The organism is Pantoea sp. X-Soil-ISGK-285 (assembly GCF_059730815.1).
The window spans coordinates 993,222-1,017,732 of the sequence record NZ_AP035938.1; the positions used below are offsets into that span (position 1 = coordinate 993,222).

At 54.6% G+C, this 24,511-nt stretch carries 25 protein-coding genes; 10 read left to right on the forward strand and 15 right to left on the reverse strand.

All coding sequences use genetic code 11. The features are described from left to right. Positions 1-14: 14 nt before the first annotated feature. Positions 15-452 (reverse strand): peptidoglycan-binding protein LysM, encoded by a 438-nt coding sequence (gene lysM, locus AC6I8B_RS04540; protein ID WP_010255362.1) that lies wholly within the window; start codon positions 450-452, stop codon positions 15-17. Positions 453-640: 188 nt separating this feature from the next. Here lysM and nrdR point away from each other — a divergent pair, with 188 nt between their 5' ends. The 6 genes from nrdR (at position 641) to pgpA (ending at position 4,711) form a co-directional block, all read left to right on the forward strand. After that, on the forward strand, positions 641-1,090 hold the full coding sequence (nrdR, locus tag AC6I8B_RS04545) for a transcriptional regulator NrdR (protein ID WP_009091750.1): 450 nt from the start codon (positions 641-643) through the stop codon (positions 1,088-1,090). A gap of 3 nt (positions 1,091-1,093) precedes the next feature. Continuing rightward, positions 1,094-2,194 carry a bifunctional diaminohydroxyphosphoribosylaminopyrimidine deaminase/5-amino-6-(5-phosphoribosylamino)uracil reductase RibD gene (ribD, locus tag AC6I8B_RS04550; RefSeq protein ID WP_157351639.1) on the forward strand — a complete coding sequence of 367 codons (1,101 nt, stop codon included), beginning with the start codon at positions 1,094-1,096 and terminating at the stop codon, positions 2,192-2,194. A 90-nt stretch (positions 2,195-2,284) separates the two neighbouring features. Then, positions 2,285-2,755 carry a 6,7-dimethyl-8-ribityllumazine synthase gene (gene ribH, locus AC6I8B_RS04555; RefSeq protein WP_010255369.1) on the forward strand — a complete coding sequence of 157 codons (471 nt, stop codon included), beginning with the start codon at positions 2,285-2,287 and terminating at the stop codon, positions 2,753-2,755. Positions 2,756-2,774: 19 nt separating this feature from the next. Continuing rightward, entirely contained in the window at positions 2,775-3,194 is a 420-nt protein-coding gene (gene nusB, locus AC6I8B_RS04560; RefSeq protein ID WP_010255372.1) for a transcription antitermination factor NusB, read from the forward strand. A 55-nt stretch (positions 3,195-3,249) separates the two neighbouring features. Continuing rightward, positions 3,250-4,227, forward strand: coding sequence for a thiamine-phosphate kinase (thiL, locus tag AC6I8B_RS04565; protein WP_010255374.1), 978 nt, complete (start codon positions 3,250-3,252; stop codon positions 4,225-4,227). Then, a complete protein-coding gene (pgpA, locus tag AC6I8B_RS04570) occupies positions 4,217-4,711 on the forward strand; it encodes a phosphatidylglycerophosphatase A (RefSeq protein ID WP_031293112.1) in 495 nt (164 codons plus the stop codon). Before thiL ends, pgpA begins: the two co-directional genes overlap by 11 nt. A gap of 64 nt (positions 4,712-4,775) precedes the next feature. Here the strand turns inward: pgpA and AC6I8B_RS04575 are convergent, their stop codons facing one another. The 4 genes from AC6I8B_RS04575 to xseB all read right to left on the reverse strand — a co-directional run bounded on the left by AC6I8B_RS04575 (position 4,776) and on the right by xseB (position 8,859). Next, positions 4,776-5,750 carry an aldo/keto reductase gene (locus tag AC6I8B_RS04575; protein WP_033766634.1) on the reverse strand — a complete coding sequence of 325 codons (975 nt, stop codon included), beginning with the start codon at positions 5,748-5,750 and terminating at the stop codon, positions 4,776-4,778. An 82-nt stretch (positions 5,751-5,832) separates the two neighbouring features. Further along, a complete protein-coding gene (gene dxs / locus AC6I8B_RS04580) occupies positions 5,833-7,698 on the reverse strand; it encodes a 1-deoxy-D-xylulose-5-phosphate synthase (RefSeq protein ID WP_010671199.1) in 1,866 nt (621 codons plus the stop codon). Positions 7,699-7,717: 19 nt separating this feature from the next. Continuing rightward, positions 7,718-8,617: a (2E,6E)-farnesyl diphosphate synthase gene (ispA, locus tag AC6I8B_RS04585; protein WP_010255381.1), complete on the reverse strand. Its 900-nt coding sequence runs from the start codon at positions 8,615-8,617 to the stop codon at positions 7,718-7,720. Further along, a complete protein-coding gene (gene xseB, locus AC6I8B_RS04590; RefSeq protein ID WP_010255382.1) occupies positions 8,617-8,859 on the reverse strand; it encodes an exodeoxyribonuclease VII small subunit in 243 nt (80 codons plus the stop codon). Before xseB ends, ispA begins: the two co-directional genes overlap by 1 nt. A 235-nt stretch (positions 8,860-9,094) precedes the next feature. Between xseB and thiI the strand changes: the two genes are divergently transcribed. Continuing rightward, positions 9,095-10,543, forward strand: a complete 1,449-nt coding sequence (gene thiI, locus AC6I8B_RS04595) for a tRNA uracil 4-sulfurtransferase ThiI (protein ID WP_157351641.1) — start codon at positions 9,095-9,097, stop codon at positions 10,541-10,543. 80 nt (positions 10,544-10,623) lie between these two features. Here thiI and yajL read toward each other — a convergent pair whose 3' ends face one another. Together yajL and panE are read right to left on the reverse strand one after the other, a co-directional pair. Further along, positions 10,624-11,220 carry a protein deglycase YajL gene (yajL, locus tag AC6I8B_RS04600; protein ID WP_010671202.1) on the reverse strand — a complete coding sequence of 199 codons (597 nt, stop codon included), beginning with the start codon at positions 11,218-11,220 and terminating at the stop codon, positions 10,624-10,626. Then, complete coding sequence (gene panE / locus AC6I8B_RS04605) at positions 11,174-12,094, reverse strand: 2-dehydropantoate 2-reductase (RefSeq protein ID WP_022626120.1); 921 nt, start codon at positions 12,092-12,094, stop codon at positions 11,174-11,176. Before panE ends, yajL begins: the two co-directional genes overlap by 47 nt. A gap of 135 nt (positions 12,095-12,229) precedes the next feature. Here panE and AC6I8B_RS04610 point away from each other — a divergent pair, with 135 nt between their 5' ends. Next, positions 12,230-12,721, forward strand: a complete 492-nt coding sequence (locus AC6I8B_RS04610) for a YajQ family cyclic di-GMP-binding protein (RefSeq protein ID WP_003852530.1) — start codon at positions 12,230-12,232, stop codon at positions 12,719-12,721. A 668-nt stretch (positions 12,722-13,389) separates the two neighbouring features. Here AC6I8B_RS04610 and AC6I8B_RS04615 read toward each other — a convergent pair. From AC6I8B_RS04615 to AC6I8B_RS04650, 8 genes are all read right to left on the reverse strand, one after another. After that, on the reverse strand, positions 13,390-14,754 hold the full coding sequence (locus AC6I8B_RS04615; RefSeq protein ID WP_010255391.1) for an MFS transporter: 1,365 nt from the start codon (positions 14,752-14,754) through the stop codon (positions 13,390-13,392). A 132-nt stretch (positions 14,755-14,886) separates the two neighbouring features. Continuing rightward, the gene (cyoE, locus tag AC6I8B_RS04620) at positions 14,887-15,774 is read right to left on the reverse strand and encodes a heme o synthase (protein WP_157351643.1); all 888 of its coding nucleotides are present in this window, start codon (positions 15,772-15,774) and stop codon (positions 14,887-14,889) included. Positions 15,775-15,787: 13 nt separating this feature from the next. After that, entirely contained in the window at positions 15,788-16,117 is a 330-nt protein-coding gene (locus AC6I8B_RS04625) for a cytochrome o ubiquinol oxidase subunit IV (protein ID WP_008924889.1), read from the reverse strand. Beyond that, entirely contained in the window at positions 16,117-16,734 is a 618-nt protein-coding gene (locus AC6I8B_RS04630; protein WP_009091720.1) for a cytochrome o ubiquinol oxidase subunit III, read from the reverse strand. Before AC6I8B_RS04630 ends, AC6I8B_RS04625 begins: the two co-directional genes overlap by 1 nt. Continuing rightward, on the reverse strand, positions 16,734-18,716 hold the full coding sequence (gene cyoB / locus AC6I8B_RS04635; protein ID WP_010255400.1) for a cytochrome o ubiquinol oxidase subunit I: 1,983 nt from the start codon (positions 18,714-18,716) through the stop codon (positions 16,734-16,736). Before cyoB ends, AC6I8B_RS04630 begins: the two co-directional genes overlap by 1 nt. Positions 18,717-18,720: 4 nt before the next feature. Continuing rightward, on the reverse strand, positions 18,721-19,647 hold the full coding sequence (gene cyoA / locus AC6I8B_RS04640) for a cytochrome o ubiquinol oxidase subunit II (RefSeq protein WP_010255402.1): 927 nt from the start codon (positions 19,645-19,647) through the stop codon (positions 18,721-18,723). Positions 19,648-20,091: 444 nt separating this feature from the next. Beyond that, complete coding sequence (ampG, locus tag AC6I8B_RS04645; protein ID WP_157351645.1) at positions 20,092-21,582, reverse strand: muropeptide MFS transporter AmpG; 1,491 nt, start codon at positions 21,580-21,582, stop codon at positions 20,092-20,094. A gap of 57 nt (positions 21,583-21,639) precedes the next feature. Then, on the reverse strand, positions 21,640-22,218 hold the full coding sequence (locus AC6I8B_RS04650; RefSeq protein WP_010255406.1) for a lipoprotein: 579 nt from the start codon (positions 22,216-22,218) through the stop codon (positions 21,640-21,642). A 286-nt stretch (positions 22,219-22,504) separates the two neighbouring features. On the opposite strand from AC6I8B_RS04650, the gene bolA reads away from it, so the two are divergent. Then, complete coding sequence (gene bolA / locus AC6I8B_RS04655; RefSeq protein ID WP_008924895.1) at positions 22,505-22,819, forward strand: transcriptional regulator BolA; 315 nt, start codon at positions 22,505-22,507, stop codon at positions 22,817-22,819. Positions 22,820-23,112: 293 nt separating this feature from the next. Continuing rightward, a complete protein-coding gene (tig, locus tag AC6I8B_RS04660; RefSeq protein WP_010255408.1) occupies positions 23,113-24,417 on the forward strand; it encodes a trigger factor in 1,305 nt (434 codons plus the stop codon). Positions 24,418-24,511 lie beyond the last annotated feature (94 nt).

The window sequence follows — 24,511 nt, forward strand, 5'->3', positions numbered from 1 at the left end:
GTTATCCTTGTCCGTTATTTTGGAATACGTAAAACCTGGCCAGGATAGATCTTATCAGGATGAGAGAGCATTGGCTTATTCGCTTCGAAAATCTTGTTGTATTCGTTGGCATTTCCATAAACCTGTTTGGAAATTGCGCTCAGCGTGTCGCCTTTTTTCACGGTGTAAAGTTCTGACTCGGTCGCGCTGTCTGTCACGGTAACCTTATCTTCCACTTTTGTGATGCCTGCAACGTTACCGGCTGCGATCAGAATCTTCTCTTTCAGCTCCTGGGAAAGGCCATCGCCCGTCACGGTCACGGTATCGCCATTGACCTTCACATCCACTTTGTCGCTGTCGGGTAAACCGAGCTTGTTGATGTGATCCTGCAGCTTTTTATTCTGGTCATCGCCGCCATTCACGGCATCCCATAATTTCTCACCGGCTTCTTTCACAAAATTAAACAGACCCATACAACCTCCAGTGTGTTAGTGGATATACGCCGTCTTTCGGCTCTATAAGCGTAGACCCTTTTGCCGTCGCTGATATTTAACATCATTTATGCTGTGCGTGGTGGCACAGGAAAGGCACGGAAGAGATTTTGTTGATTCGCAGTTCGCGCTACACTGTCTGGCCCATCTCTCTCGCGTCAGGAAACGTCATGCATTGCCCATTCTGCTCCGCTGTGGACACCAAAGTGATTGATTCTCGTCTGGTTAGTGAAGGCTCTTCGGTGCGCCGCCGCCGCCAGTGTCTGATGTGTCATGAGCGTTTTACCACCTTCGAGGTGGCGGAACTGGTGATGCCTCGCGTGGTGAAAAGCAATGACGTGCGCGAACCCTTTAATGAAGACAAAATGGCCAGCGGGATGATGAAAGCGCTTGAGAAGCGTCCGGTCAGCGCCGATGCGGTTGAAAGCGCCGTAAACCATATTAAAACCCAGCTGCGTGCCACCGGTGAACGTGAGATTCCCAGTAAGCTGATCGGCAATCTGGTGATGGATGAGCTGAAGAAGCTCGATAAAGTCGCCTACATCCGCTTTGCCTCGGTTTACCGCAGCTTTGAAGACATTCGTGATTTTGGCGAAGAGATCGCCCGGTTACAGGATTAAACCATGGATGAACTTTACATGGCACGTGCGCTGGAACTGGCGCGACGCGGCCGCTTTACGACGATGCCGAACCCCAATGTGGGCTGCGTGATTGTGCGCGATGGCGAGGTGGTCGGTGAGGGCTGGCATCAGCGCGCCGGTGAACCCCATGCTGAAGTCCACGCCCTGCGCATGGCGGGCGAGAAAGCGCGTGGCGCAACCGCCTATGTCACGCTGGAGCCCTGCAGCCATCATGGCCGTACGCCACCCTGCTGTGATGCGCTGATCGCCGCTGGCGTTACCCGTGTCGTGGCCGCCATGCAGGATCCGAATCCGCAGGTGGCGGGGCGCGGACTGCACCGTCTGCATCAGGCGGGCATTGAGGTCAGCCACGGTCTGATGATGCCGGAAGCGGAGGCGCTGAATCGCGGTTTCCTCAAACGCATGCGCACTGGCTTCCCCTGGATCCAGCTCAAGCTGGGTGCCTCACTGGATGGCAGAACGGCAATGGCCAGCGGCGAAAGTCAGTGGATAACCTCGCCGGCTGCCCGTCGTGATGTGCAGCGCCTGCGTGCGCAGAGCGCCGCCATTCTCAGCAGCAGCGCCACGGTGCTGGCGGACGATCCTTCCCTGACGGTACGCTGGTCTGAACTCAATGCAGAGAGCCAGGCACTGCTTGATGAGCAGCAACTGCGTCAGCCGGTGCGGGTGGTTATCGACAGCCAGAATCGCGTGACGCCGCAGCATCGGCTCATTTCGCAGCCGGGTGAAACCTGGCTGATGCGTCATCAGCCCGATCAGCAGAGCTGGCCCGCTGACGTGACGCAAATCGCTGTTCCGCTGCGCGAACAGCAGCTGGACCTGGTGGCGATGATGATGCTGCTGGGACAGCGACAGATTAACAGCGTCTGGGTTGAAGCGGGCGCCACGCTGGCCGGTGCCCTGTTGCAGGCCGGACTGGTCGATGAACTGATTGTTTATCTGGCGCCTAAGCTGTTAGGTCATGAAGGACGCGGGCTGTGTAAGCTGCCGGGACTAAGCCAGCTGGCTGACGCACCTGCCTTCCGTTTCAGTGATGTCCGCCAGGTCGGTGACGATTTACGCCTGACCCTGACACCACAATAACACGGTCGGAAAAGCGAGAGCACGCCGCCCAAGAGTATGATAGAATCCGCCCCCCTGCGCGGGGCCAACCAAACCCCTGAAAGGATAAGTATGAAAGTTATCGAAGCTGCTGTTGCAACGCCTGAGGCCAATGTTGCCATCGTTATCGCGCGTTTTAACAACTTCATTAATGACAGCCTGCTGGATGGCGCAGTTGATGCCCTGAAACGTATTGGCCAGGTCAAAGATGACAATATCACCGTAGTCTGGGTGCCTGGTGCATACGAACTGCCTCTGGCAGCACGCGCGCTGGCCAACACCGGCAAATATGATGCGATTATCGCACTCGGTACGGTTATTCGTGGTGGCACTGCGCACTTCGAATATGTGGCGGGTGAAGCCAGCTCCGGTATCGCCAGCGTTGCCATGAACAGCGAGATTCCTGTCGCGTTTGGCGTGCTGACCACTGAAAGCATCGAGCAGGCCATTGAGCGTGCCGGCACCAAAGCGGGTAACAAAGGTGCTGAAGCGGCTCTGACTGCGCTCGAAATGATCAACGTATTGAAAGCCATTAAAGCCTGATTTTTGTAAGGGGAATTTTGTGAAACCTGCTGCTCGTCGTCGCGCCCGTGAGTGCGCTGTTCAGGCGCTTTACTCCTGGCAGTTGTCGAATAACGACATTGCCGATGTGGAATACCAGTTTCTGGCGGAACAGGACGTCAAAGACGTCGACATTACCTACTTCCGCGAACTGCTGTCCGGTGTGGCGACCAACAGTGCGTATCTGGATGGACTGATGAAGCCCTATCTGTCGCGTCAGCTCGAAGAGCTGGGCCAGGTAGAAAAAGCTATCCTGCGCATCTCGCTGTATGAGCTGAGCAAACGTAATGATGTGCCTTATAAAGTGGCCATCAACGAAGGGATTGAGCTGGCGAAAGTCTTCGGTGCCGAAGACAGTCATAAATTTGTTAACGGCGTGCTTGATAAAGCCGGTCCACAAATTCGACCCAATCGCAAATAAACAAAAAGGCCGGCTTGCCGGCCTTTTTTCATGAAGGGTTAAGCGGAACGCAATTATGTCTTGTGGTGAATTTGAACTCATCGCACGCTACTTCAACCGCAGAACACGCAGCCGCCGTGATGTCGAACTCGGCATCGGTGACGATTGTGCGTTACTTAGCGTGCCGGAAAAACAGACGCTGGCGATCAGCACCGATACCCTGGTCGCGGGTGTGCACTTCTTACGGGATATCCATCCTGCCGATCTGGGTTACAAAGCCCTGGCAGTGAATCTCAGCGACCTTGCTGCCATGGGCGCCGACCCTGCGTGGCTGACGCTGGCCTTAACGCTGCCGCAGGTCGATGAGAGCTGGCTCTCTGCCTTCAGCGAAAGCCTGTTTGAACTGCTGGAATATTACGACATGCAGCTGGTGGGCGGCGATACCACCCGTGGCCCGCTGAGCCTGACGCTGGCGATTCACGGTCTGGTGCCGCAGGGCCGTGCCCTGAAACGTTCAGGCGCGAAGCCGGGTGACTGGATTTACGTGACCGGTACACTGGGTGACAGCGCGGCGGGCCTGGCGCTGCTGCAGCATCACTGCCGCATCAGCGATCCGGCGGTGCATGAAGCGCTGATTAAACGTCATCTGCGTCCTATGCCGCGCATTCTGCAGGGCCAGGCGCTGCGTTCGCTGGCCTCCTCAGCGGTGGATCTTTCCGACGGCCTGATTTCCGATCTCGGCCATGTGCTGAAAGCCAGCGGCTGTGGCGCACGGCTTAATCTTGATGCGTTGCCCCTTTCGGCTGCGCTGCGCGATCATTTCGACCCTGAGCAGGTCCTGCGCTGGGCGCTGAGTGGCGGAGAAGATTACGAACTCTGCTTTACGGTGCCCGAGGTCAATCGCGGCGCGCTCGATGTAGCGCTGGGTCACCTGGGCGTGCCCTATACCTGCATCGGGCAGATGGCACCGGAGTCGGAAGGCTTAACGCTGCTGGATAATGGCAAGCCCGCCACATTCCGTCATAAAGGGTTTGATCACTTTGATGCTAAATAACGACGTGGCGAAGAGTCGCCTGCGGATGAGCAATCCCTGGCATCTGCTGGCGACCGGTTTCGGCAGCGGATTAAGCCCGGTCGTGCCTGGCACCATGGGATCGCTGGCGGCCATTCCGTTCTGGTGGCTGATGACCTATCTGCCGCAGGATCTCTATTCGCTGGTGGTGCTGGTCGGTATCTGCGTTGGCGTCTATCTCTGCCATCGCACCGCTAAAGATATGGGCGTACACGATCACGGCAGTATTGTCTGGGATGAGTTTATCGGCATGTGGATCACGCTGATGGCGATTCCGGTCAACAGCTGGCAATGGGTTCTGGGTGGCTTTGTGCTGTTCCGTATTCTTGATATGTGGAAGCCGTGGCCGATTCGCTGGTTTGACCGCAATGTGCATGGCGGCATGGGCATTATGGTGGATGACATTATTGCTGGCGTGATTTCCGCTGCCATGCTGTATGGCTTTGGGGTCTGGCTGGCAGGTTAACTGCCAGGGCTCATCACACCGCGACAGAAGGTGACGCCCGGGCAGGGCGTCTCCTTCTCTGATTTTATTCGAATCCTACCGGCTGATGCGGCTGATAGACCTCTTCCAGCAGTGCAACTTCCTCGTCACTCAGCGTGACATCCACCGCCTTCACCAGATCCTCAAACTGCTCAGCACGCGACGCACCAATAATCGGTGCCGTGACGGCAGGCTTGCTCAGCAGCCAGGCCAGAGCCACCTGCGCCCGCGTTACACCTTTATCTTCCGCCACCTGCGCCAGCCGCTCTGCAATCACGGCATCATTCTCTTCGGTATTGTCATAGAGCGACGCCATCACTTTGTCAGAAGCGGAACGCGCGGTATTTTCCCCCCACGGGCGGGTCAGCTTACCGCGCGCCAGCGGACTCCACGGCAGCACGGCAATCTGCTCTTGCAGGCAGAGCGGATGCATTTCACGCTCCTCTTCGCGCTGAATCAGGTTGTACTGATCCTGCATGCTGACAAAGCGATGCCAGCCCTGTTTCGACTGCATCTGCAACGCCTGGGCAAACTGACTGGCGTGCATCGAGGAGGCACCGATATAACGTGCTTTGCCAGACTGCACGACTTCATGCAGCGCTTCCAGCGTCTCTTCCAGCGGCGTCTCATAATCCCAGCGGTGAATCTGCAGCAGGTCGACATACTCCATGCCGAGGCGCTGCAGGCTGTCATCAATGGATTGCAGAATATTCTTGCGCGACAATCCCTGTGACAGATTGGTCAGCGGGAAATAGACTTTGGTGGCGACCACGATCTCTTCACGGCGGGCAAAGTCTTTCAGGGCCCGGCCCAGGATCTCTTCGCTGCTGCCATCTGAATAGCTGTTGGCGGTATCGAAAAAGTTGATCCCCGCGTTCAGCGCCTGCTGGATCAGCGGACGGCTGCTCGCTTCCGGCAGCGTCCATGCATGGTTGCCGCGCGTGGGCTCGCCATAAGTCATGCAGCCAAGACAGAGACGCGACACCTGCAGATCGGTGGTACCCAGTTGAATCGTTTTCATGGTGGAGGCTCCTGCGAAAGTGCAAAGGTCTTAGCATAGCAGGATGTTGCGCTCCCCGAGGGGGGAGCGCAGAGAGGGGAGGTTACTGCGCCAGCCAGCGGGCGATCTGCTGCTGAATGCCCTCCGCGTCCAGCAGATAGTCATGACGCACTTCGTCCTGCGTCCCCTGCGGGATGAACTCATCAGGCAGACCGATGTTCAGCACCGGAACAGCCAGACGTTTCGCCATGACAAATTCATTAACGCCACTGCCGGCACCGCCTTTGATGGCGCCTTCTTCCAGCGTAATCAGCGAGTCGTGCGTGGCGGCGAGCTCGGCGATCAGCGCCTCATCCAGCGGCTTCACAAAGCGCATATCGACCAGAGTCGCATTCAGCGCTTCCGCCGTGGCGGCTGCTTCCGGCAACAGGGTGCCGAAATTCAGAATCGCCAGCTTTTCACCCTGACGTTTCACCACGGCTTTACCCAGCGGCAGGCTCTGCAGCGGAGCCAGTGGCGTACCGACACCAGTGCCGCGCGGATAGCGCACTGCACTTGGACCATCCTGATAGTGATAGCCGGTGTAGAGCATCTGCCGACACTCATTTTCATCGCTGGGGGTCATGATCACCATATCCGGCACGCAGCGCAGATAGGCGAGATCAAACGCGCCCTGGTGAGTCTGACCATCCGCGCCAACAATACCACCGCGATCGATAGCAAACAGGACCGGCAGTTTCTGGATGGCGACGTCATGGATCAGCTGATCGTAGGCGCGCTGCAGGAAGGTGGAGTAGATAGCAACAATCGGTTTATAGCCGCCAATCGCCATACCGGCAGCGAAGGTCACGGCGTGCTGCTCGGCAATCGCCACATCGAAATATTGTTTCGGGAATTCGCGTGAGAAGGCCACCATGCCAGAGCCTTCGCGCATTGCTGGCGTAATCGCCATCAGTTTCGGATCGTCGGCGGCCATTTCGCACAGCCAGTTGCCGAAGATTTTAGAGTAGCTTGGCAGACCTTCCGCACTTTTTGGCAGTTCGCCAATCGCAGGATCAAATTTAGGCACGGCGTGCCAGGCAATCGGATCTTCCTCTGCCGGGGCGTAGCCTTTACCTTTCTTCGTCATGATATGCAGGAACTGCGGCCCTTTCAGGCTGCGCATGTTGCTCAGCGTATTGACCAGCGTCAGCACATCGTGACCATCTACCGGGCCGATATAATTAAAGCCCAGCTCTTCAAACAGCGTACCCGGCACGACCATGCCTTTGAGATGCTCTTCGGTGCGCCTTACCAGCTCTTTGATCGGTGGCAGGCTGGTCAGCACACGCTTGCTGCCTTCGCGCAGTCGCGCATAGGTTTTACCCGACAGGATCTGCGCCAGACGGTTATTCAGCGCGCCGACGTTTTCGGAGATCGACATCTCGTTGTCGTTGAGGATCACCAGCATGTCCGGCTTGATATCACCGGCATGGTTCATCGCTTCAAACGCCATGCCAGCGGTGATGGCGCCATCGCCAATAATACAGGCGGTGCGACGACCCTGACCTTCACGTTCTGCCGCCGCGGCCATGCCGAGACCGGCACTGATGGAGGTTGACGAGTGTCCGACGCTCAATACGTCATATTCACTTTCGCCGCGCCATGGAAACGGGTGTACGCCATTTTTCTGACGAATCGTACCGATGCGATCGCGGCGACCGGTCAGAATTTTATGGGGATAAGCCTGATGACCCACATCCCATACCAGATGGTCGAAGGGGGTGTTATAGACATAATGCAGCGCAACCGTCAGTTCGACCACGCCCAGACCCGACGCAAAATGGCCGCTGGAGCGGCTTACACTGTCTAACAGATACTGACGCAGTTCATCACAGAGCGCAGGCAACTTCTCTTTCGGCAGGGCGCGCAGCTCCTGAACCGTGTTTGCCAGCGCCAGTGTCGGGTATTTAGCAATATCAAAACTCATCAGAGACTCATTATGGAAGTTATTTGTCGCGTTCAATTATGAAGCTCGCCAGCGCCTGCAGTGCTGTAGTGTTATAAGAGTGCGCAGCGAGCATTTCTAACGTATCAAGAGCTTCCTGATACAAATCCCGCGCTTTAGCTTGGGCATTTTCAAGGCCTAACAGTGAAGGATAGGTGCTTTTTCCCAGATGCTGATCGGCACCCTGGCGTTTTCCGATCACCGCTGTGTCACCGATCACATCCAGAATGTCGTCCTGCACCTGAAACGCGAGACCAATGGCCTCTGCATAGCGGTCGAGCAGCGGCAGGGCTTCACGGCCAGCATCACCCGCCGTTAAGGCGCCTAATCGTACCGCTGAACGGATCAGCGCGCCGGTTTTATGACGATGGATCTGCTCCAGCTGGTCCAGATCCACAGATTTACCTTCCGCCGCTAAATCAAGCGCCTGTCCGCCACACATGCCGGCCACGCCGCTGGCTTTCGCCAGTTCAGAGAGCATCATCAGACGATATTCAGCGCTGACACCGGGCATCGCCTGGTCGGCCAGAATTGAAAAGGCCAGCGTCTGCAGGGCGTCGCCCGCCAGAATCGCGGTATCTTCGCCATATTTAATGTGACAGGTTGGCTGCCCGCGACGCAGTGCATCGTCGTCCATTGCGGGGAGATCGTCATGAATCAGAGAGTACGCATGAATGCATTCAACCGCGGCGGCGGGGGCATCCAGACTCGCCGGGTCGGCGTGGAGCATTTCGCCGGTAGCGTAGACCAGAAAAGGACGCAGGCGTTTACCGCCTAATAATGCCCCATAATGCATGGCATTCACCAGAGGAGAACTCTGAAAAGGAAGTGGCTCTATAAAACGCGTCAGCGCGGCGTTAACCTGCTGCTGATACGCGTCGAGTAATCGGGCGAAATCCATTAGCTGTTTTCCGGCGTGAAAGCAGTGAGGTCGGCATCTTTATCATCGTTCAGCAGAATACGGACCCGCTGTTCAGCCTGCTGCAGCGTCTGCTGGCCAGTCCGCGCCAGCTGCACGCCGCGCTCAAATTCGTTCAGGGCTTCTTCCAGCGGCAGTTCACCACTTTCCAGACGGCTGACAATCTGCTCCAGCTGCTGCAATGACGTTTCAAAGCTGGCTGGCTGTTCGGCTTTTTTCGGCATATTTCGTGTCGACTCACGGTTGGGACATTATCTCGCAATCGGTCATGGTAGCTGAGACCCTATGATTAGCAAAATAATCAATGCGGCGGCTGATGAAGAAGCAGTCACCTGACAAAGGTGATATACTCCCGCGCCTCGGATGCGGTTGCGCCTTGCAGCCCGCAATTTTGTGATTTTACCAGCTAAGTGCTGCCTGTTTTAGCACTTATTTGCCCAACGAAGCTGTGTCGCCGCCATGAAGTTTATCATCAAGTTATTTCCTGAAATCACCATCAAGAGTCCGTCGGTGCGTTTGCGCTTTATCAAGATTCTTGCCAGCAATATCCGCAACGTCCTGAAAACCGTTAGCGACGAAATCGCCGTTGTGCGTCACTGGGATCACATTGAAGTGCGTTCGAAAAATCCGGTGCTGCGGGACATTATTCCCGATGAGCTGACGCGCATTCCGGGGATTCATCACGTTTTAGCGGTTGAAGATCGTGAGTACACCGATATTCATCACATCTTTGAACAGACTTTAGTGCAGTATCGCGACAGCCTTGAAGGGAAGAGCTTCTGCGTGCGTGTTAAGCGTCGTGGTAAGCATAGCTTCAGTTCACAGGATGTGGAGCGCTATGTTGGCGGCGGTCTGAATCAGCATATTGAAAGCGCCCGCGTGCAGCTTAAAAACCCGGACGTGACGGTGAATCTTGAAGTTGAAGAGAATCGTCTGACGCTGGTGACTGCGCGCTACGAAGGTCTGGGCGGGTTCCCGATCGGCACGCAGGAAGATGTGCTGTCACTGATTTCCGGTGGCTTTGACTCCGGCGTCTCCAGCTATATGCTGCTGCGTCGCGGCAGTCGCGTACATTACTGCTTCTTTAATCTTGGCGGTGCCGCCCATGAGATTGGCGTCCGTCAGGTTGCGCACTATCTGTGGAATCGTTTTGGTCGTTCACACCGCGTGCGGTTCGTGGCGATCAATTTTGAGCCGGTAGTGGGTGAGATCCTCGAAAAAGTGGATGACGGTCAGATGGGTGTGGTGCTGAAGCGCATGATGGTGCGTGCCGCCTCGTCGATTGCTGAGCGCTACGGCGTGCAGGCGCTGGTTACCGGTGAAGCGGTGGGTCAGGTGTCGAGCCAGACGCTGACCAACCTGCGCCTGATTGATAACGCCTCTGATACGCTGATTCTGCGTCCCCTGATCTCTCATGACAAAGAGCACATCATCAGGATTGCCCGTGAGATCGGCACCGAAGATTTCGCCAGCACTATGCCGGAATATTGCGGTGTCATCTCAAAAAGCCCGACCGTGAAAGCGGTGAAAGAGAAGATCGAGGCTGAAGAGCAGAATTTCGACTTCACGATTCTGGATCGGGTCATTGAAGAGGCGACCAACGTCGATATCCGTACCATCGCTGAGCAGACAGAAGAGGAGGTGGTTGAAGTTGAGACCGTCGCCCTGCTGAGCGAGAACGACGTGGTGCTGGATATCCGCTCTATTGATGAGCAGGAAGAGAAGCCTCTGGCACTGAAAACTACGGAAGTGAAATCGCTGCCGTTCTACAAACTCAGTACGCAATTTGGCGATCTCGATCAGAACCGGACCTGGTTGCTCTACTGCGATCGTGGTGTGATGAGCCGTCTGCAGGCACTCTATCTGCATGAGCAGGGCTTTAAAAACGTGAAAGTCTACCGCCCGTAGTGACGCCTCAGAGCCAGTCAGCGCCTGTTCAGGTCTGACTGGCTGCATTGTCTTAAAACAGATTGTTCAACTCAGCGTGTTTACGCCTGATAGTCATAAATGCCGGGAGCAAGCACCAGCTGTGCGGCCACTTCGCGCGCCATCTCTTTTCCCACCAGCAGATCGATCAGCTTCAGCGCAAAATCCATTGCCGTGCCAGGCCCCTGGCTGGTCAGCAGATTGACGCGCGGATCCCAGACCACACGCCGCTCCATCCACTTGTCTGACGGAATGGTCTCTTTTAAGCCGGGAAAGCCAGTCATGTTACCGACCGGGAAGAGATCGTGGGGGATGAGTACCGTGCCTGCTGCTGCGCAGATAGCGGCGACGATCCTTTCATTGAGGTGAAACTGGCGTACCGTTTCGACTAACAGCGGACTGTCACGGAAGGTTTCGGCGCCTTTCAGGCCGCCGGGCAGGACGATGGCGGCGAAATCATTGTCGGCGACTTCAACCAGCGTCACGTCAGCCAGCAGACGAACACCGCGTGAGCAGACGATCTCCCGGTTGCCGTCGCTTTCGACGCTGGCGGTGACAACGTTCAGCCCGGCGCGTACCAGCAGGTCGATGGTGGTGACAGCTTCGGTTTCTTCACTGCCATGTGCCAGGCAAACCAGCACTGATGCGTTCGCGGTCATAATGGGACTCCTTGCGTTTTACAATGTCATACAGACGGGTATTCTCCGTCAGCACCAGGCCGTGCGTCCGGGCGCGGCGCAGCAGAAAACCGCTGATATAGTCGATTTCGGTGAGACGCTGGGCGCGTATGTCCTGCAGCATCGAAGAGGTGTTGGCCGCGGTGCTTTCAATCACGTCGAAGATGATGTCCTGCAGGCTTTCGCTGGCAACGTTCTGACCTTCGCGCTCCATGACCCAGCTGATCTCTTCGCACAGTTGCGCGATCTGCTCCGGATAAGCGCGCAGGGCACCGTTCTGGCACTCATACTCCACGCTTAGCGGATTGATGATGCAGTTCACTGCCAGCTTGCGCCAGCAGGCCGCCCGGATGTTGTCATGCCAGGCGACATCAGGCAGGGCATGATGCAGGATATCGGCGAGATCGCTGTAAGCGGCGCTTTTGCGGTTACCGGGGCCGATGTGGGTAATGCCACTGGCGATGTGTTTAATAACGGTGCCGTCGCGCATCGCCGCATGGGTGGTGACGCCGCGCAGCAGCGGCTGAGTCAGCCCTTTCAGCTCTTCCAGCGTCCCCATCCCATTGTGCAGCAGGAGCACCGGGCAGTTTTCTGGCAGCACGCTTTCCAGATTTTTCACCGCGGGCGAGACCTGCGGGGCTTTGAGCGTAACCAGCAGCAGCTGGCTTTCTGCCAGAAACAGCGGATCGTTGGCGATAAACGTGCGGTTCGAAATGTTACCCTGTGGATCAATCACATTGGCTGAACAGTAGGGCTGCGGCACCCGCAACCATCCCTGCACCTCATGTCCCTGGCGGGCAAGGGCTGTCATCCAGATCTGACCCAGAGCACCGCAACCTAACACGGTAATTTTCATGCTGCCTCCCGCTGGCGGGCTATCCATCTATTATTTACTGTCACACTTTCATTATAGCGTTGTGTGCAGCCTGATTTTATTTAGCACCTTAAGACGCGTATTATGCATGTCACTTTAGCGTCAGGAGAAGAAGAGATGCCATCTTTCGATATCGTTTCAGAAGTCGATCTGCAGGAAATTCGCAATGCGGTGGAAAATGCCAACCGTGAAGTGTCTACCCGCTTCGATTTCCGCAACGTGAGCGCCGAGTTTGAGCTCAACGAAAAGAATGAAACCATCAAAATCACCAGCGAGTCCGATTTTCAGGTTAAGCAGCTGGTGGATATTTTGCGTGAGAAGTTACTGAAGCGCGGGATTGAAGGCGGTGCTTTAGAGGTGCCGGAAGAGATTGAGCACAGCGGCAAAAGCTGGGCGGTCGATGCCAAACTGAAAAAAGGCATTGAAAGCGACGTGGCGAAGAAGCTGGTGAAGCTGATCAAAGACAGCAAGCTGAAAGTGCAGACCCAGATTCAGGGTGAAGCATTGCGTGTAACCGGCAAAGCGCGTGATGATTTGCAGGGTGCGATGGCAATCGTGCGCGGCAGCAATCTGGGGCAGCCATTCCAGTTTAAAAACTTCCGCGATTAAGCGGGGGCCGGCTGAATTTCAGCATGCATGCAGTGATAAAAACCCGGCTAAGGCCGGGTTTTTTGTTGTTGAGTTTGGGTGGGCTTCTGTCGCTTTAAACAAGTCGAAATTCTGGAGAGAGTTGGGAGCTGTAGGGCGTCTGTGCGATCGCGCGCTTGCTCAGGGAGCCTGTGCCTTTCGCAAAGACGCAAAAGCGCCATCCATGGCGGCTCAGCGCGGGCCATCCCTGGCCCGCGATGCTTTGCTACAGGCACAGGCCCCCATCGCTTTCAATTTATGAGTCGTCTGTAAGTAAGGCTTGTGCCGGGTTTGAAGCTGTTGAGTGGGGGCTGACCAATATTGCTTAAGTTATGAACTTTCTGGAGCCAGGATTGAACTGGGGTTGAGGCTACTCACAAATTTAAATGCGGTTGCTCCTGGCAGCAATTCAAAAGCTCAGGGGCGCAGGGAACACGGTCAGAGGAGGAAAGCGTCCCGCGCCAGGACGGCGCGGGCCGAGCGTGCCATGGATGGCGGCTTTTGCGACTTTCCGATCTGACCGTGTTCCCTGAGCCAGCTCGATCTCACAGCGAAATGGACTGATGTTGCTCACCCTATCAAGCTGGCTCTCTGGGCCTGCTTCCTAAGTCAGATCGATCTCACAGCTAACATGCCAAACCGGTTTTTTATCAGCAACTACCCAGCAGAGCTTCCAGCTCAGGGCGGCTGGTAACCTTGCTATCAATTTTGATGTAGGCGCTTTTCTCTTCGGGCACGATAAACACAGAGTTAACGCCCGGCTGCGCTTTCAGGCGCTGCTCCAGATTCGGCACGGCCAGTGCGGCATCACTCAGCACGATGCGCAGGCTGCTGACATAAGGCGGCTCCTGCATTGTCATGCTGACAAACAGCCAGGCTGCGGCCACCATCGCGCCAACCAGGAATACGGTCTGCGCATCGAAATGACCAAATACCCAGCCACCCATGCTGCCGCCAACGGCCACGCCCAGGAACTGGCTGGTGGAGTAGATCCCCATCGCCGTGCCTTTGTAGCCTGCGGGCGACTCTTTACTGATCAGCGAAGGCAGAATCGCTTCCATCAGGTTGAAGGCGAAGAAGAAGAGCTGAACACCCACCACCAGCGTCCAGAAATGTCCTTCCGCGCCCCACAATACGATCTCAGCAATGACAATCATCCCGACGCAGCCGACAAAGACACGCTTCATGCGGCGCTTCACTTCGGCATAAATGATAAAGGGTACTACGCCGGCAAAAGCGATCAGCATGGTGGAGAGATAGACTTTCCAGTGTTCGGGAGCCGGGAAGCCTGCCTGCTCAAACTGCCCCGGCAACGCGACAAAGCTCGACATCAGCAGGACGTGCAGGCAGAAAATACCGATATTGAGCTTCACCAGACGTGGGTTAGCCAGCACTTTGCGGAAGCTGCCTTTAACCATGCCTGATTCACGGTTCAGAACATGATGGGAGGCCGATGGCACCACCAGCAGGGTGATCACGATACCCAGCGACGCCAGAATCGCAATCATCCAGAACAGCGCATGCAGGCCCAGTGCGTGAGTAACAATCGGGCCGACCACCATGGCGATCGCGAAGGTAACGCCAAAACTGATGCCGATAAACGCCATCGCTTTGGTGCGGTTCTGCTCACGGGTTAAATCGGATAACAGCGCCATCACGGCAGCGGCAATCGCGCCAGAGCCCTGAAGTGCACGGCCCAGAATAATGCCCCAGATGGAGTCGGTGCAGGCAGCAATAATACTGCCCAGGACAAACAGCAACAGTCCGCCAACGATCAGCGGCTTACGCCCGATGCGATCAGAGAGCAGACCAAAAGGAATCTGAAATATCGCCTGGGCAAGGCCATAAATGCCGATTGCCAGGCCAATTAAGGTTTCACTCGCGCCCTGTAATGCCATGCCATAAGTGGTCAGTACCGGCAGGACCATAAACATTCCCAGCATGCGCAGGGAAAAGACCGTACCGAGGCCCCATGTGGCGCGCAGCTCCACCGGAGTCATTTTATTATCGTTCATTCCAACCTCTGTTAATGTGCTGCATTTATTCTAGGGGGCGGGGCAGGGCGGGTAAAACAATAGTTTTTAAGCAGTGGTAACAAAAAGAAAGGGCGCGAAAATCGCGCCCTTTTCATGCTGTATCGGTGCCGGTTACCAGACGTAAGTCAGCAGGTCCTTCGAGGCCGGAGCCATCGAATCCACCGACATCATCACGCTCAGTGCGGTGATGGTCACGATAGAGAAGACAAACAGTTTACGCGCCCAGACACGGTCATCAGCGGTTTTATAACCCGATAATGCCATGCCCAGCCACCAGATGCTGACCGCAGCAGCCACCACCAGATATTTGTAGCCTGCGTAGCCTCCCAGCGTCAGCATCAGCGTGGCAATCATAAACGCCAGGATATAGAGCGTAATATGATTTTTAGCCACGGAAATGCCTTTCACCACCGGCAGAACCGGGATGTTCGCTGCCTGGTAATCTTTAAAGCGGAAGATGGCAATCGCGTACGAATGCGGCATCTGCCACAGGCTAAAGATCGCCAGCAGGATGAGTGCGCCAGCATCAAACTGGTTAGAGACCGCGCAGTAGCCGATAACCGGCGGCGCAGCACCCGACAGACTGCCAATCAGCGTACCGTAAACGGAATTACGCTTCATGTAGAGACTGTAGATGCCCACGTACACCACGAAGCCCATCACCGCCAGCCACATGGCCAGCGGATTAGCACCGAAGTAGAGCAACGCAAAGCCAGCAATACCCAGCACAGTGGCATAAACCAGGCTTACTTTCGCGGAGATGAGGCCTTTTACCAGCACCCGATTCCTGGTTCTCTCCATCTTGATGTCAATGTCGCGGTCGATCACGTTGTTAAACACACAACCCGATGCAACCACCAGTGACACGCCCACCAGGGTGATGAGAAACAGGGCGTAATCCGTGTTGCCTTTGGAAGCCAACAGAAATCCGCCGATCACAGAAATTAAATTCCCGAAAATAATTCCTGGTTTTGTAACTTGCAGGTATTGCTTAAACATTACGCGTGACTCTTTAGTGAGGCATCATGTTGTAGTTGAGGTTCCACATGATCCACAGTGAGCCTACTACGACAATCAGGATGATGATGGCCGAGAAGACAATGGCTACCATGTTCCAGCCACCCTCAGATTTGCTGTCTAAGTGCAGGAAGTAGACCAGGTGAACCAGCACCTGAATCACCGCACATACCAGAACAACACCAAGGATAGTACCGTGAGATGCACTGCCATCCATTACCATCCAGAACGGGATCGCCGTCAGGATGATAGAGAGGATGAAGCCGATCATGTAGGACTTCACGCTACCGTGTGAAGCGCCATGTTCGTTAACAGAATGACTCATTACATGGCTCCCATCAGGTAAACAACGGTGAAGACGCAAATCCAGACCACGTCCAGGAAGTGCCAGAACAGGCTCAGACACATGATACGGGTGCGGTTAGTCGCGTTCAGGCCACGTTTGGAAATCTGGAACATCAGAACCAGCATCCAGATCAGACCTGAGGTCACGTGCAGACCGTGGGTACCGACCAGCGTAAAGAAGCCAGACAGGAAGCCACTGCGATCCGGACCAAAGCCTTCAGCAATCAGATGATGGAATTCATAGATTTCCATTCCGATGAAGCCCAGACCGAACAGGAAGGTCAGCGCCAGCCAGCCGATAACGGCACCTTTTTGCTCCTTGTTCATGGAGATAACAGCCATGCCGTAAGTGATCGAACTCAACAGCAGCAGGGCGGTTTCTACCAGAACAAACGGCAGCTCAAAGATATCTTTACCTGCCGGGCCACCGGCAGTGTTGTTGACCATGACGGCATAGGTCGCAAACAGGGTTGCGAAGATAATGCAGTCACTCATCAGGTAGATCCAGAAGCCAAAGACTTTATTGGCTCCTGCATCGTGATGCCCATGCTCCGCATGGGCGTCGTGGTGATGTTTAATCAGAGTTTCAGTTGACATTATTTCAGACCTGCTTTGCTGATTTCGTCAAAGTGCTGGTTCTCAATCTTCTGAACTTCGGCAACCGGAACGTAGTAATCCACGTCTTCGTCGAAGCTCTTCACGATCCAGGAAACGATCATGCCGAGGAATGAAACACCCGCCAGCCACCAGATATGCCAGATCAGCGCGAAACCCATTACCGTTGCAAATGCGCAGATGATAATTGCGGCACCGCTGTTTTTCGGCATATGAATCTCTTCATAAGATTCCGGCTGTTTGTACGCTTCGCCTTTCTCTTTCATTTCCCAGAAAGCGTCACGCTCATGCACATGCGGGATGACAGCAAAGTTATAGAACGGTGGTGGTGAAGAGGTTGCCCACTCCAGCGTACGACCGCCCCATGGGTCACCCGTCACATCACGGTTCTGATCGCGGTCACGTACCGAGACGTAGAACATGGTCAGCTGACACAGAATACCCAGCGCAATCAGACCGGCACCGCCCGCAGCTACCACCAGTAAGGTGTGGAACTGTGGATCGATATCCTGGCTCAGACGACGTGTCATACCCATGAAGCCCAGTGCGTACAGCGGCATAAAGGCAACGAAGAAGCCAATGATCCAGAACCAGAATGCGCGCTTACCCCAGGTTTCGTTCAGGGTGAAGCCAAATGCTTTCGGGAACCAGTAGGTCACGCCCGCCATACAACCGAACACCACACCACCGATGATAACGTTATGGAAGTGTGCAATCAGGAACAGGCTGTTGTGCAGAATAAAGTCAGCACCCGGAACGGCCAGCAGTACGCCGGTCATACCCCCTACAGAGAAGGTTACCAGGAAGCCAACGGTCCACAGCATGGCAGAGTGCATCTGAATGCGGCCCTGATACATGGTGAACAGCCAGTTAAAGATTTTAACCCCGGTCGGAATCGCGATGATCATCGTCATGATACCGAAGAAGGCGTTAACGTTGGCACCTGCACCCATGGTGAAGAAGTGGTGCAACCAGACGATAAACGACAGCACGGTAATGGCGATGGTCGCCCACACCAGTGAGGTATAACCAAACAGACGTTTTTTGGAGAAGGTCGCGGTAATTTCTGCGAACACACCAAACACCGGCAGTACCAGGATATACACTTCCGGATGGCCCCAGACCCAGATCAGGTTGACGTACATCATCATGTTCCCGCCCATTTCATTGGTGAAGAAATGGAAGCCGAGATAACGATCAAGGGTCAACAGCGCCAGGGTCACGGTCAGAACCGGGAACGCAGCGATGATCAGGACGTTGGTGCACAGCGCGGTCCAGGTAAATACCGGCATTTTGAACAGGCTCATGCCCGGTGCACGCATCTTCAGGATGGTCACGAAGAAGTTAATACCGGTTAAGGTCGTACCAATACCTGAAAGCTGAAGGCTCCAGATCCAGTAATCGACCCCGACCCCGGGACTGTACTCCGCGCCGGAGAGCGGCGGATAAGCCAGCCAGCCGGTCTGTGCGAACTCGCCCACACCCAGCGACAGGTTAACCAGGATCACACCGACCGCAGTAAACCAGAAGCTCAGGTTGTTCAGGAACGGGAACGCAACGTCACGTGCACCAATCTGCAACGGAACCGCGATGTTCATCAGGCCAACCACGAACGGCATCGCCACGAAGAAGATCATAATCACGCCATGCGCGGTAAAGATCTGGTCGTAGTGGTGCGGTGGCAGAATGCCCGCTTCACCGGCCGAAGCCATAACCTGCTGGGTACGCATCATAATGGCATCAGCGAAACCACGAATCAGCATGACGAACGCCATGATGATGTACATGATACCCAGGCGTTTGTGGTCGACTGACGTCAGCCATTCAGACCACAGATATTTCCACTTACCAAAATAGGTGAGCGCAGCAACCAGCGCTGCACCACCTATCAGGATAGCGGCAACCGTAACCATGATAATCGGCTCATGGTACGGCACTGCATCAAGTGTTAATTTTCCGAACATCGTATTATTCCTCGGCTCCCGCGGAAGCGGCGTGACTCATGTCCATACCTTCATGTTTTGGCATGTCCATTTTCCCGTGGCTCATCTTGAACTTGTCGATGACTTGCATGAACAGTTTCGGATCAGCTGAAGAGAAATATTCCACCGGGTGATTTTCGCTTGGCACAGCCACTTTCTCGAAATCATCCATAGTGTTCAGCGTGTTAGGGGCTGCTTTAACTTTAGCCACCCACTGCTGGAATTCCGCATCGTCTTTGGTTGCAATGGCTTTAAACTTCATGCCAGAGAAACCACGACCACTGAAGTTCGCAGAGATACCGTCGAAAATTCCCGGCTCATTTGCAATCAGATGCAGCTTGGTCTGCATACCAGCCATCGCATAAATCTGGCTGCCGAGCGTTGGGATGAAGAAAGAGTTCATGACGGAGTTAGACGTGATTTTGAAGTTCACCGGAGTATTTGCCGGGAAGGCAATCTGGTTCACGGTCGCAATACCCTGTTCCGGGTAAATGAACAACCATTTCCAGTCCAGTGCAACCACATCGATCTCAACCGGTTTCACATCAGATTGCAGCGGTTTGCTGGGCTCCAGTGCGTGGGTTGATTTCCAGGTCAGCACGCTGAGGAAGAGAATGATCAGGATCGGAATGGTCCAGACCACGGCTTCCACTTTGTTAGAGTGTGACCAGTTAGGGCTGTACTTCGCATTCGTGTTGGACGCCCGATATTTCCAGGCAAACACCACGGCCATCAGGACTGCGGGGATGACGACGATCAACATCAGGCCAAAGGCAGTCAGTATCAGCGAACGTTGCTCCAGTGCAATCTGTCCTTTGGGATTTAACAATGCACTATCGCAGCCACTCATTAATAAAGTGCCTGCAATTAATGACAAAATCCCCAAACTTTTATTGTATTTACTGAGTCTCATTTAACGACCTCAATGACAAAGGGCTCTATTGTCGTTTAAGTGTGCGCGCATTTTACGGGAAGGTTTATGCAGTGTAAACCAGCTTAAGGATGTGTCAGATACGTGTTGACACCTTTTGCTAAGGGTGTCACAGATGTTGCGCCAGGTGACAAATAATTAACGCAGACAAGCAGTTGGCATCAATATAACAAAAACCAATGGAAGTAACCGTAAAAAAATCAGGGAAAGGAATAACCCTTACTTTTAACTCCCAAATATTTAACAAGTCTGCATCATTTGCGCGATGAAATTTAACTAAAGTAATTGCTCACCGGTTTTTAGTATTTCCGCTACGCCTCCTCAGGTCATATTGTTATTTTTAAAAAATAACACGCGATGATAAATGGCGGCGACTTATCGGGGTGTCATAAAATAAGCCGCAGCCCGTAAACCTATCGATTTCACTTAAGCATCTGATGCAGGCAACGCAGGGGGTCTCTTCAGCGCCCGATAGTCCAGCAACACTCCCGAAAGCACCGCCAGCAGGGAGAGTGTTATACCCAGTTCAAACAGGCGGGTAAGCAGCGGTGTCAGCGCCGTCACGCCCAACGCATTCAGTGCCAGAGCCACCAGCCAGAGCGCCAGCACGCCACATCCGGCTGCAAACAGACGATTAGTCCAGCGATAGCCATGAGGATAGTAGCTACGTGTCAGAAAATTGCCACTTTGCTCGACCTGATTCAATGTTTGTCGGCAAAAAGCCAGCAGCACCAGGCCCGGCAGACCCGCCATCACCGTGAAAGCATAAAAGGTCGGCCAGCCCCAGAGTTCCACCAGCCACCCCGCAGCCGGGCCAACATAGACCCGACCCACCGCTGAGAGCGCCGACAACAGTGCGAACTGGGTAGCGGAGAACGACTTATTGCACAGCGTCATTAACAGCGCCACAAAGGCCGCGGTGCCCATGCCGCCACAGAGATTTTCAACAAAGACCGCGCTGGCCATGCTCCACAACTGTTTGTCGGTCACCGCCAGCAGCCAGTAACCAAAGTTCGAGACAGCCTGCAGCAGACCGAAAATCATTAGCGCCCGGAACAGGCTCAGACGCTGCATCAGTACGCCGCCATAGAGCGCCCCGATAATGGTCGCCAGCAGACCCAGCGTCTTGTTGACCAGACCGACGTCACCGGCGTTGAAGCCCACGCCGCGAATCAAAAAAGTGGTAGTCAGCGAGGCGGCAAACGCATCGCCCAGCTTGTAAAGAATAATCAGGGTAATCAGCAGCCAGGCGTTGTTGCGCTGAAAGAAATCTTTTAGCGGATCGACCACCGCCTGACGCAGTGAATGGGGTGTGGAGATACGGGTATCTGGCTCGCTCGCCACCAGCGTGGCGATAATGCCCGGCACCATCATCAGCGCCATCAGCCAGTAGGTTGCCTGCCAGCCGAGGTAGCGGTCAGCCAGCCACAACGCCAGCCCGCCGGAAATCAGCATTGCCAGTCGATACCCCAGCACGGTAATCGCCGCGCCGCTGCCACGCTCTTCAGGCGGCAGGATGTCCGTTTTCCATGCGTCAAAAACGATGTCCTGTGAGGCGGAGCAGAAGGCAATCAGCACGGCCAGCGCGGCCATCAGGGTAAGATCGCGTCCCGGTTGCAGAAATCCCATCGCGATTATCCCGCCAACCAGCGCCAGCTGACTGACCAGTAACCAGCCGCGACGCCGGCCCAGAAACGGCGGCGTATAGCGGTCCATCATCGGTGACCAGAGAAACTTAAAGACATAGGCCTGGCCGACCAGCGAAAAGAAGCCGATGGTTTTCAGGTCGACATTTTCCACCGTCATCCACGCCTGCAACGTGCCCGATGTCAGGGCCAGCGGCAGTCCGGAAGCAAAACCAAGAAGCAGCAATACGGCGGCGTTTTTCTGGCTGAAGAGGCGAAGATAGTGGTTCATGCGGATCCTGCAGATAACAAAAAGCCCTGCGCAAGGCAGGGCAGAGGAGAGACTGAATTAACGGGCGTTCTGCTTGATGAAGTCGTTGACGCTGGTGTCCTGAGCCATATCCGCGATCACATCGCTCATAGTGGCGTTCACCGCGTTGGTAATCTTCTGGTTATTGGCGTTGAACGCGCCTTCTACGCTGTAAGTCTGGCGGTAGTTTTTAACCTGTTTGTTGCCGTTTTTCGCTGTTGCGATAATAGAGATGTCCGCTTTGGTGGTGATGCTGTAGCGCACATTGCCCTGAGTGACGTCGGCATAGAGGTTGTTCACCACAATCTGCAGATCGACCGCGCCATTAGGACCAATCATATAGCCGCGTGCTGTCATCTGCTTCTCCAGCACTTCCTGCAGCAGGAAGCGCAGGTCACGCGATGACGTTAAGGTCACTAACTGACCATCACGGTTTACTTTAGCCAGCGCCTGATCTTTACGCTGGTCGGCACCGTTGATGCTGACAGTCACGCCCATCAGGCCTGGGTCCTGCTGCGGTAACTGAATTTTAGGCTGGATAGTCAGGGTATTATTGCTGGTTGCACAGCCGGCTAAAATGAACGCAGCCAACAGTGGGAATAACAGTTTTTTCAACATACTTTTTCTCGTTGGTGTCAGGGGGTTGGTTTGCAAAAACTGCGGTCATCATAGCATTGCCCGGCAGTGAAAAAAGCCCTGTTGCCGGGGAAATTGTGTCTGAAACCGTTTTAAGCCTCTTCTCTGACAGGTCGGTTTGCTGTTCGTTTCAGCTGCGTTATTATGCGTGCCGGAAGCGGCCTGACATAAAATGCAATATTTAGCGTGCGCTTGCGGGTAAGCGCACTAAAAGCGACTAAGATTGAATGAGATGGGGCACTGCGCTCGCCATTGAGGAGTAATAGCCATGATCCGCGAACAAATAGAAGAAAAGCTGCGTGTGGCGTTTCAGCCAGCTCATCTGGAAGTGCACGACGAAAGTTACCGGCACAATGTTCCTGCCGGATCGGAAAGTCACTTCAAAGTGGTCATCGTGAGCGACTGCTTTGCAGGCCAGCGTTTTCTGGCGCGTCATCGCCTGATTTATGGCGAACTGGCCGCTGAGTTAGCGGGCAGCGTACACGCCTTAGCCCTGCATACTTACACCCTGAAAGAGTGGGAAGGGTTGCAGGATACCGTACTGGCTTCGCCTAACTGTCGTGGTGCCGGAACACTCGCCTGATCTCCCTTCTCTGAAACGGCCTGCGGGCCGTTTTTTCTGTTATTTAGCGAAAAACGCGATCCCTGGCTCAAAAAAGCAGCAAACCTGCTGAAAAGTGGTGAGTTAGCATCCTCGACTCATTCCAGCGATGCCGCTATAATGCTGCGTCTATTTTTCCGGAATGTCTTCGGGACGCTTCTGGTAACAGGGATCAGGTTCTCTTCACGGAAGCCGTCCCGGTTGTTGGATACGGCGCATTTCACTATGTGTGGTGTCTGAAGTTGACCGAGCACGTGATTTTTTGAGGTAACAAGATGCAAGTTTCTGTAGAAACCACTCAGGGCCTGGGCCGTCGCATTACGATTACTGTCGCTGCTGACAGCATCGAAAGCGCTGTAAAAAAAGAACTGGTTGACGTTGCCAGGAAAGTTCGCATCGATGGTTTCCGTAAAGGCAAAGTGCCGATGAACATCGTGGCACAGCGTTACGGCGCTTCTGTCCGTCAGGACGTGCTGGGCGAGCTGATGACGCGCAACTTTGTTGACGCCATCATCAAAGAAAAAATTAATCCGGCTGGCGCACCGAACTACGTGCCAGGCGAATACAAAGAAGGTCAGGATTTCACCTACGCGGTTGAATTCGAAGTCTATCCGGAAGTTGAGCTGAAAGGCCTGGAAAACATCGAAGTCGAAAAACCTGTCGTTGAAGTAACTGATGCTGACGTTGATACCATGCTGGACACCCTGCGCAAGCAGCAGGCCAACTGGATCGAAAGCGACGCTGCAGCAGGTCCGGAAGATCGTGCCACTATCGATTTCAACGGTTCTGTGGACGGTGAAGAGTTCGAAGGCGGCAAAGCCTCTGATTTCGTTCTGGCCATGGGCCAGGGCCGCATGATCCCAGGCTTTGAAGAAGGCGTTGTGGGTCACAAAGCGGGCGAAACTTTCACTATCGACGTGAAATTCCCGGACGACTACCACGCAGAAAACCTGAAAGGGAAAGATGCGAAGTTCGAGATCGTGCTGAAGAAAGTTGAAACGCGCGAACTGCCAGAGCTGACTGAAGAGTTCATCAAACGTTTCGGCGTTGAAGATGGTTCAGTTGCCGGTCTGCGTACTGAAGTGCGTAAGAACATGGATCGCGAGCTGAAAGGCGCTATCCGTAATCGCATCAAAACTCAGGCAATCGACGGTCTGGTTGAAGCGAACGAAATCGACGTGCCAGCTGCGCTGGTTGACAGCGAAATCGACGTTCTGCGTCGTCAGGCTGCACAGCGTTTCGGTGGCAACGAACAGCAGGCGCTGGAACTGCCACGCGAACTGTTCGAAGAGCAGGCTAAACGCCGTGTTGTTGTCGGTCTTCTGCTGGGCGAAGTGATTCGTACCCACGAGCTGAAAGCTGACGAAGCGCGCGTAAGCACCATGATCGAAGAGATGGCTTCTGCGTATGAAGATCCGCAGGAAGTGATCGAGTTCTACAGCAAGAATAACGAGCTGATGAACAATATGCGCAACGTTGCGCTGGAAGAGCAAGCGGTTGAAGCGGTCCTGGCGAAAGCTAAAGTGACCGAGAAAGAGACCAACTTCCAGGATCTGATGAATCAGACCGCTCAGGCCTGATCACGCATTTAACCGTCTGTGCTAAGCCCGTGACTGCAAAGTCGCGGGCTTTTTTGTGTTTTGCGTCCGGATAGCCACTCTTCGCCGCTATTTG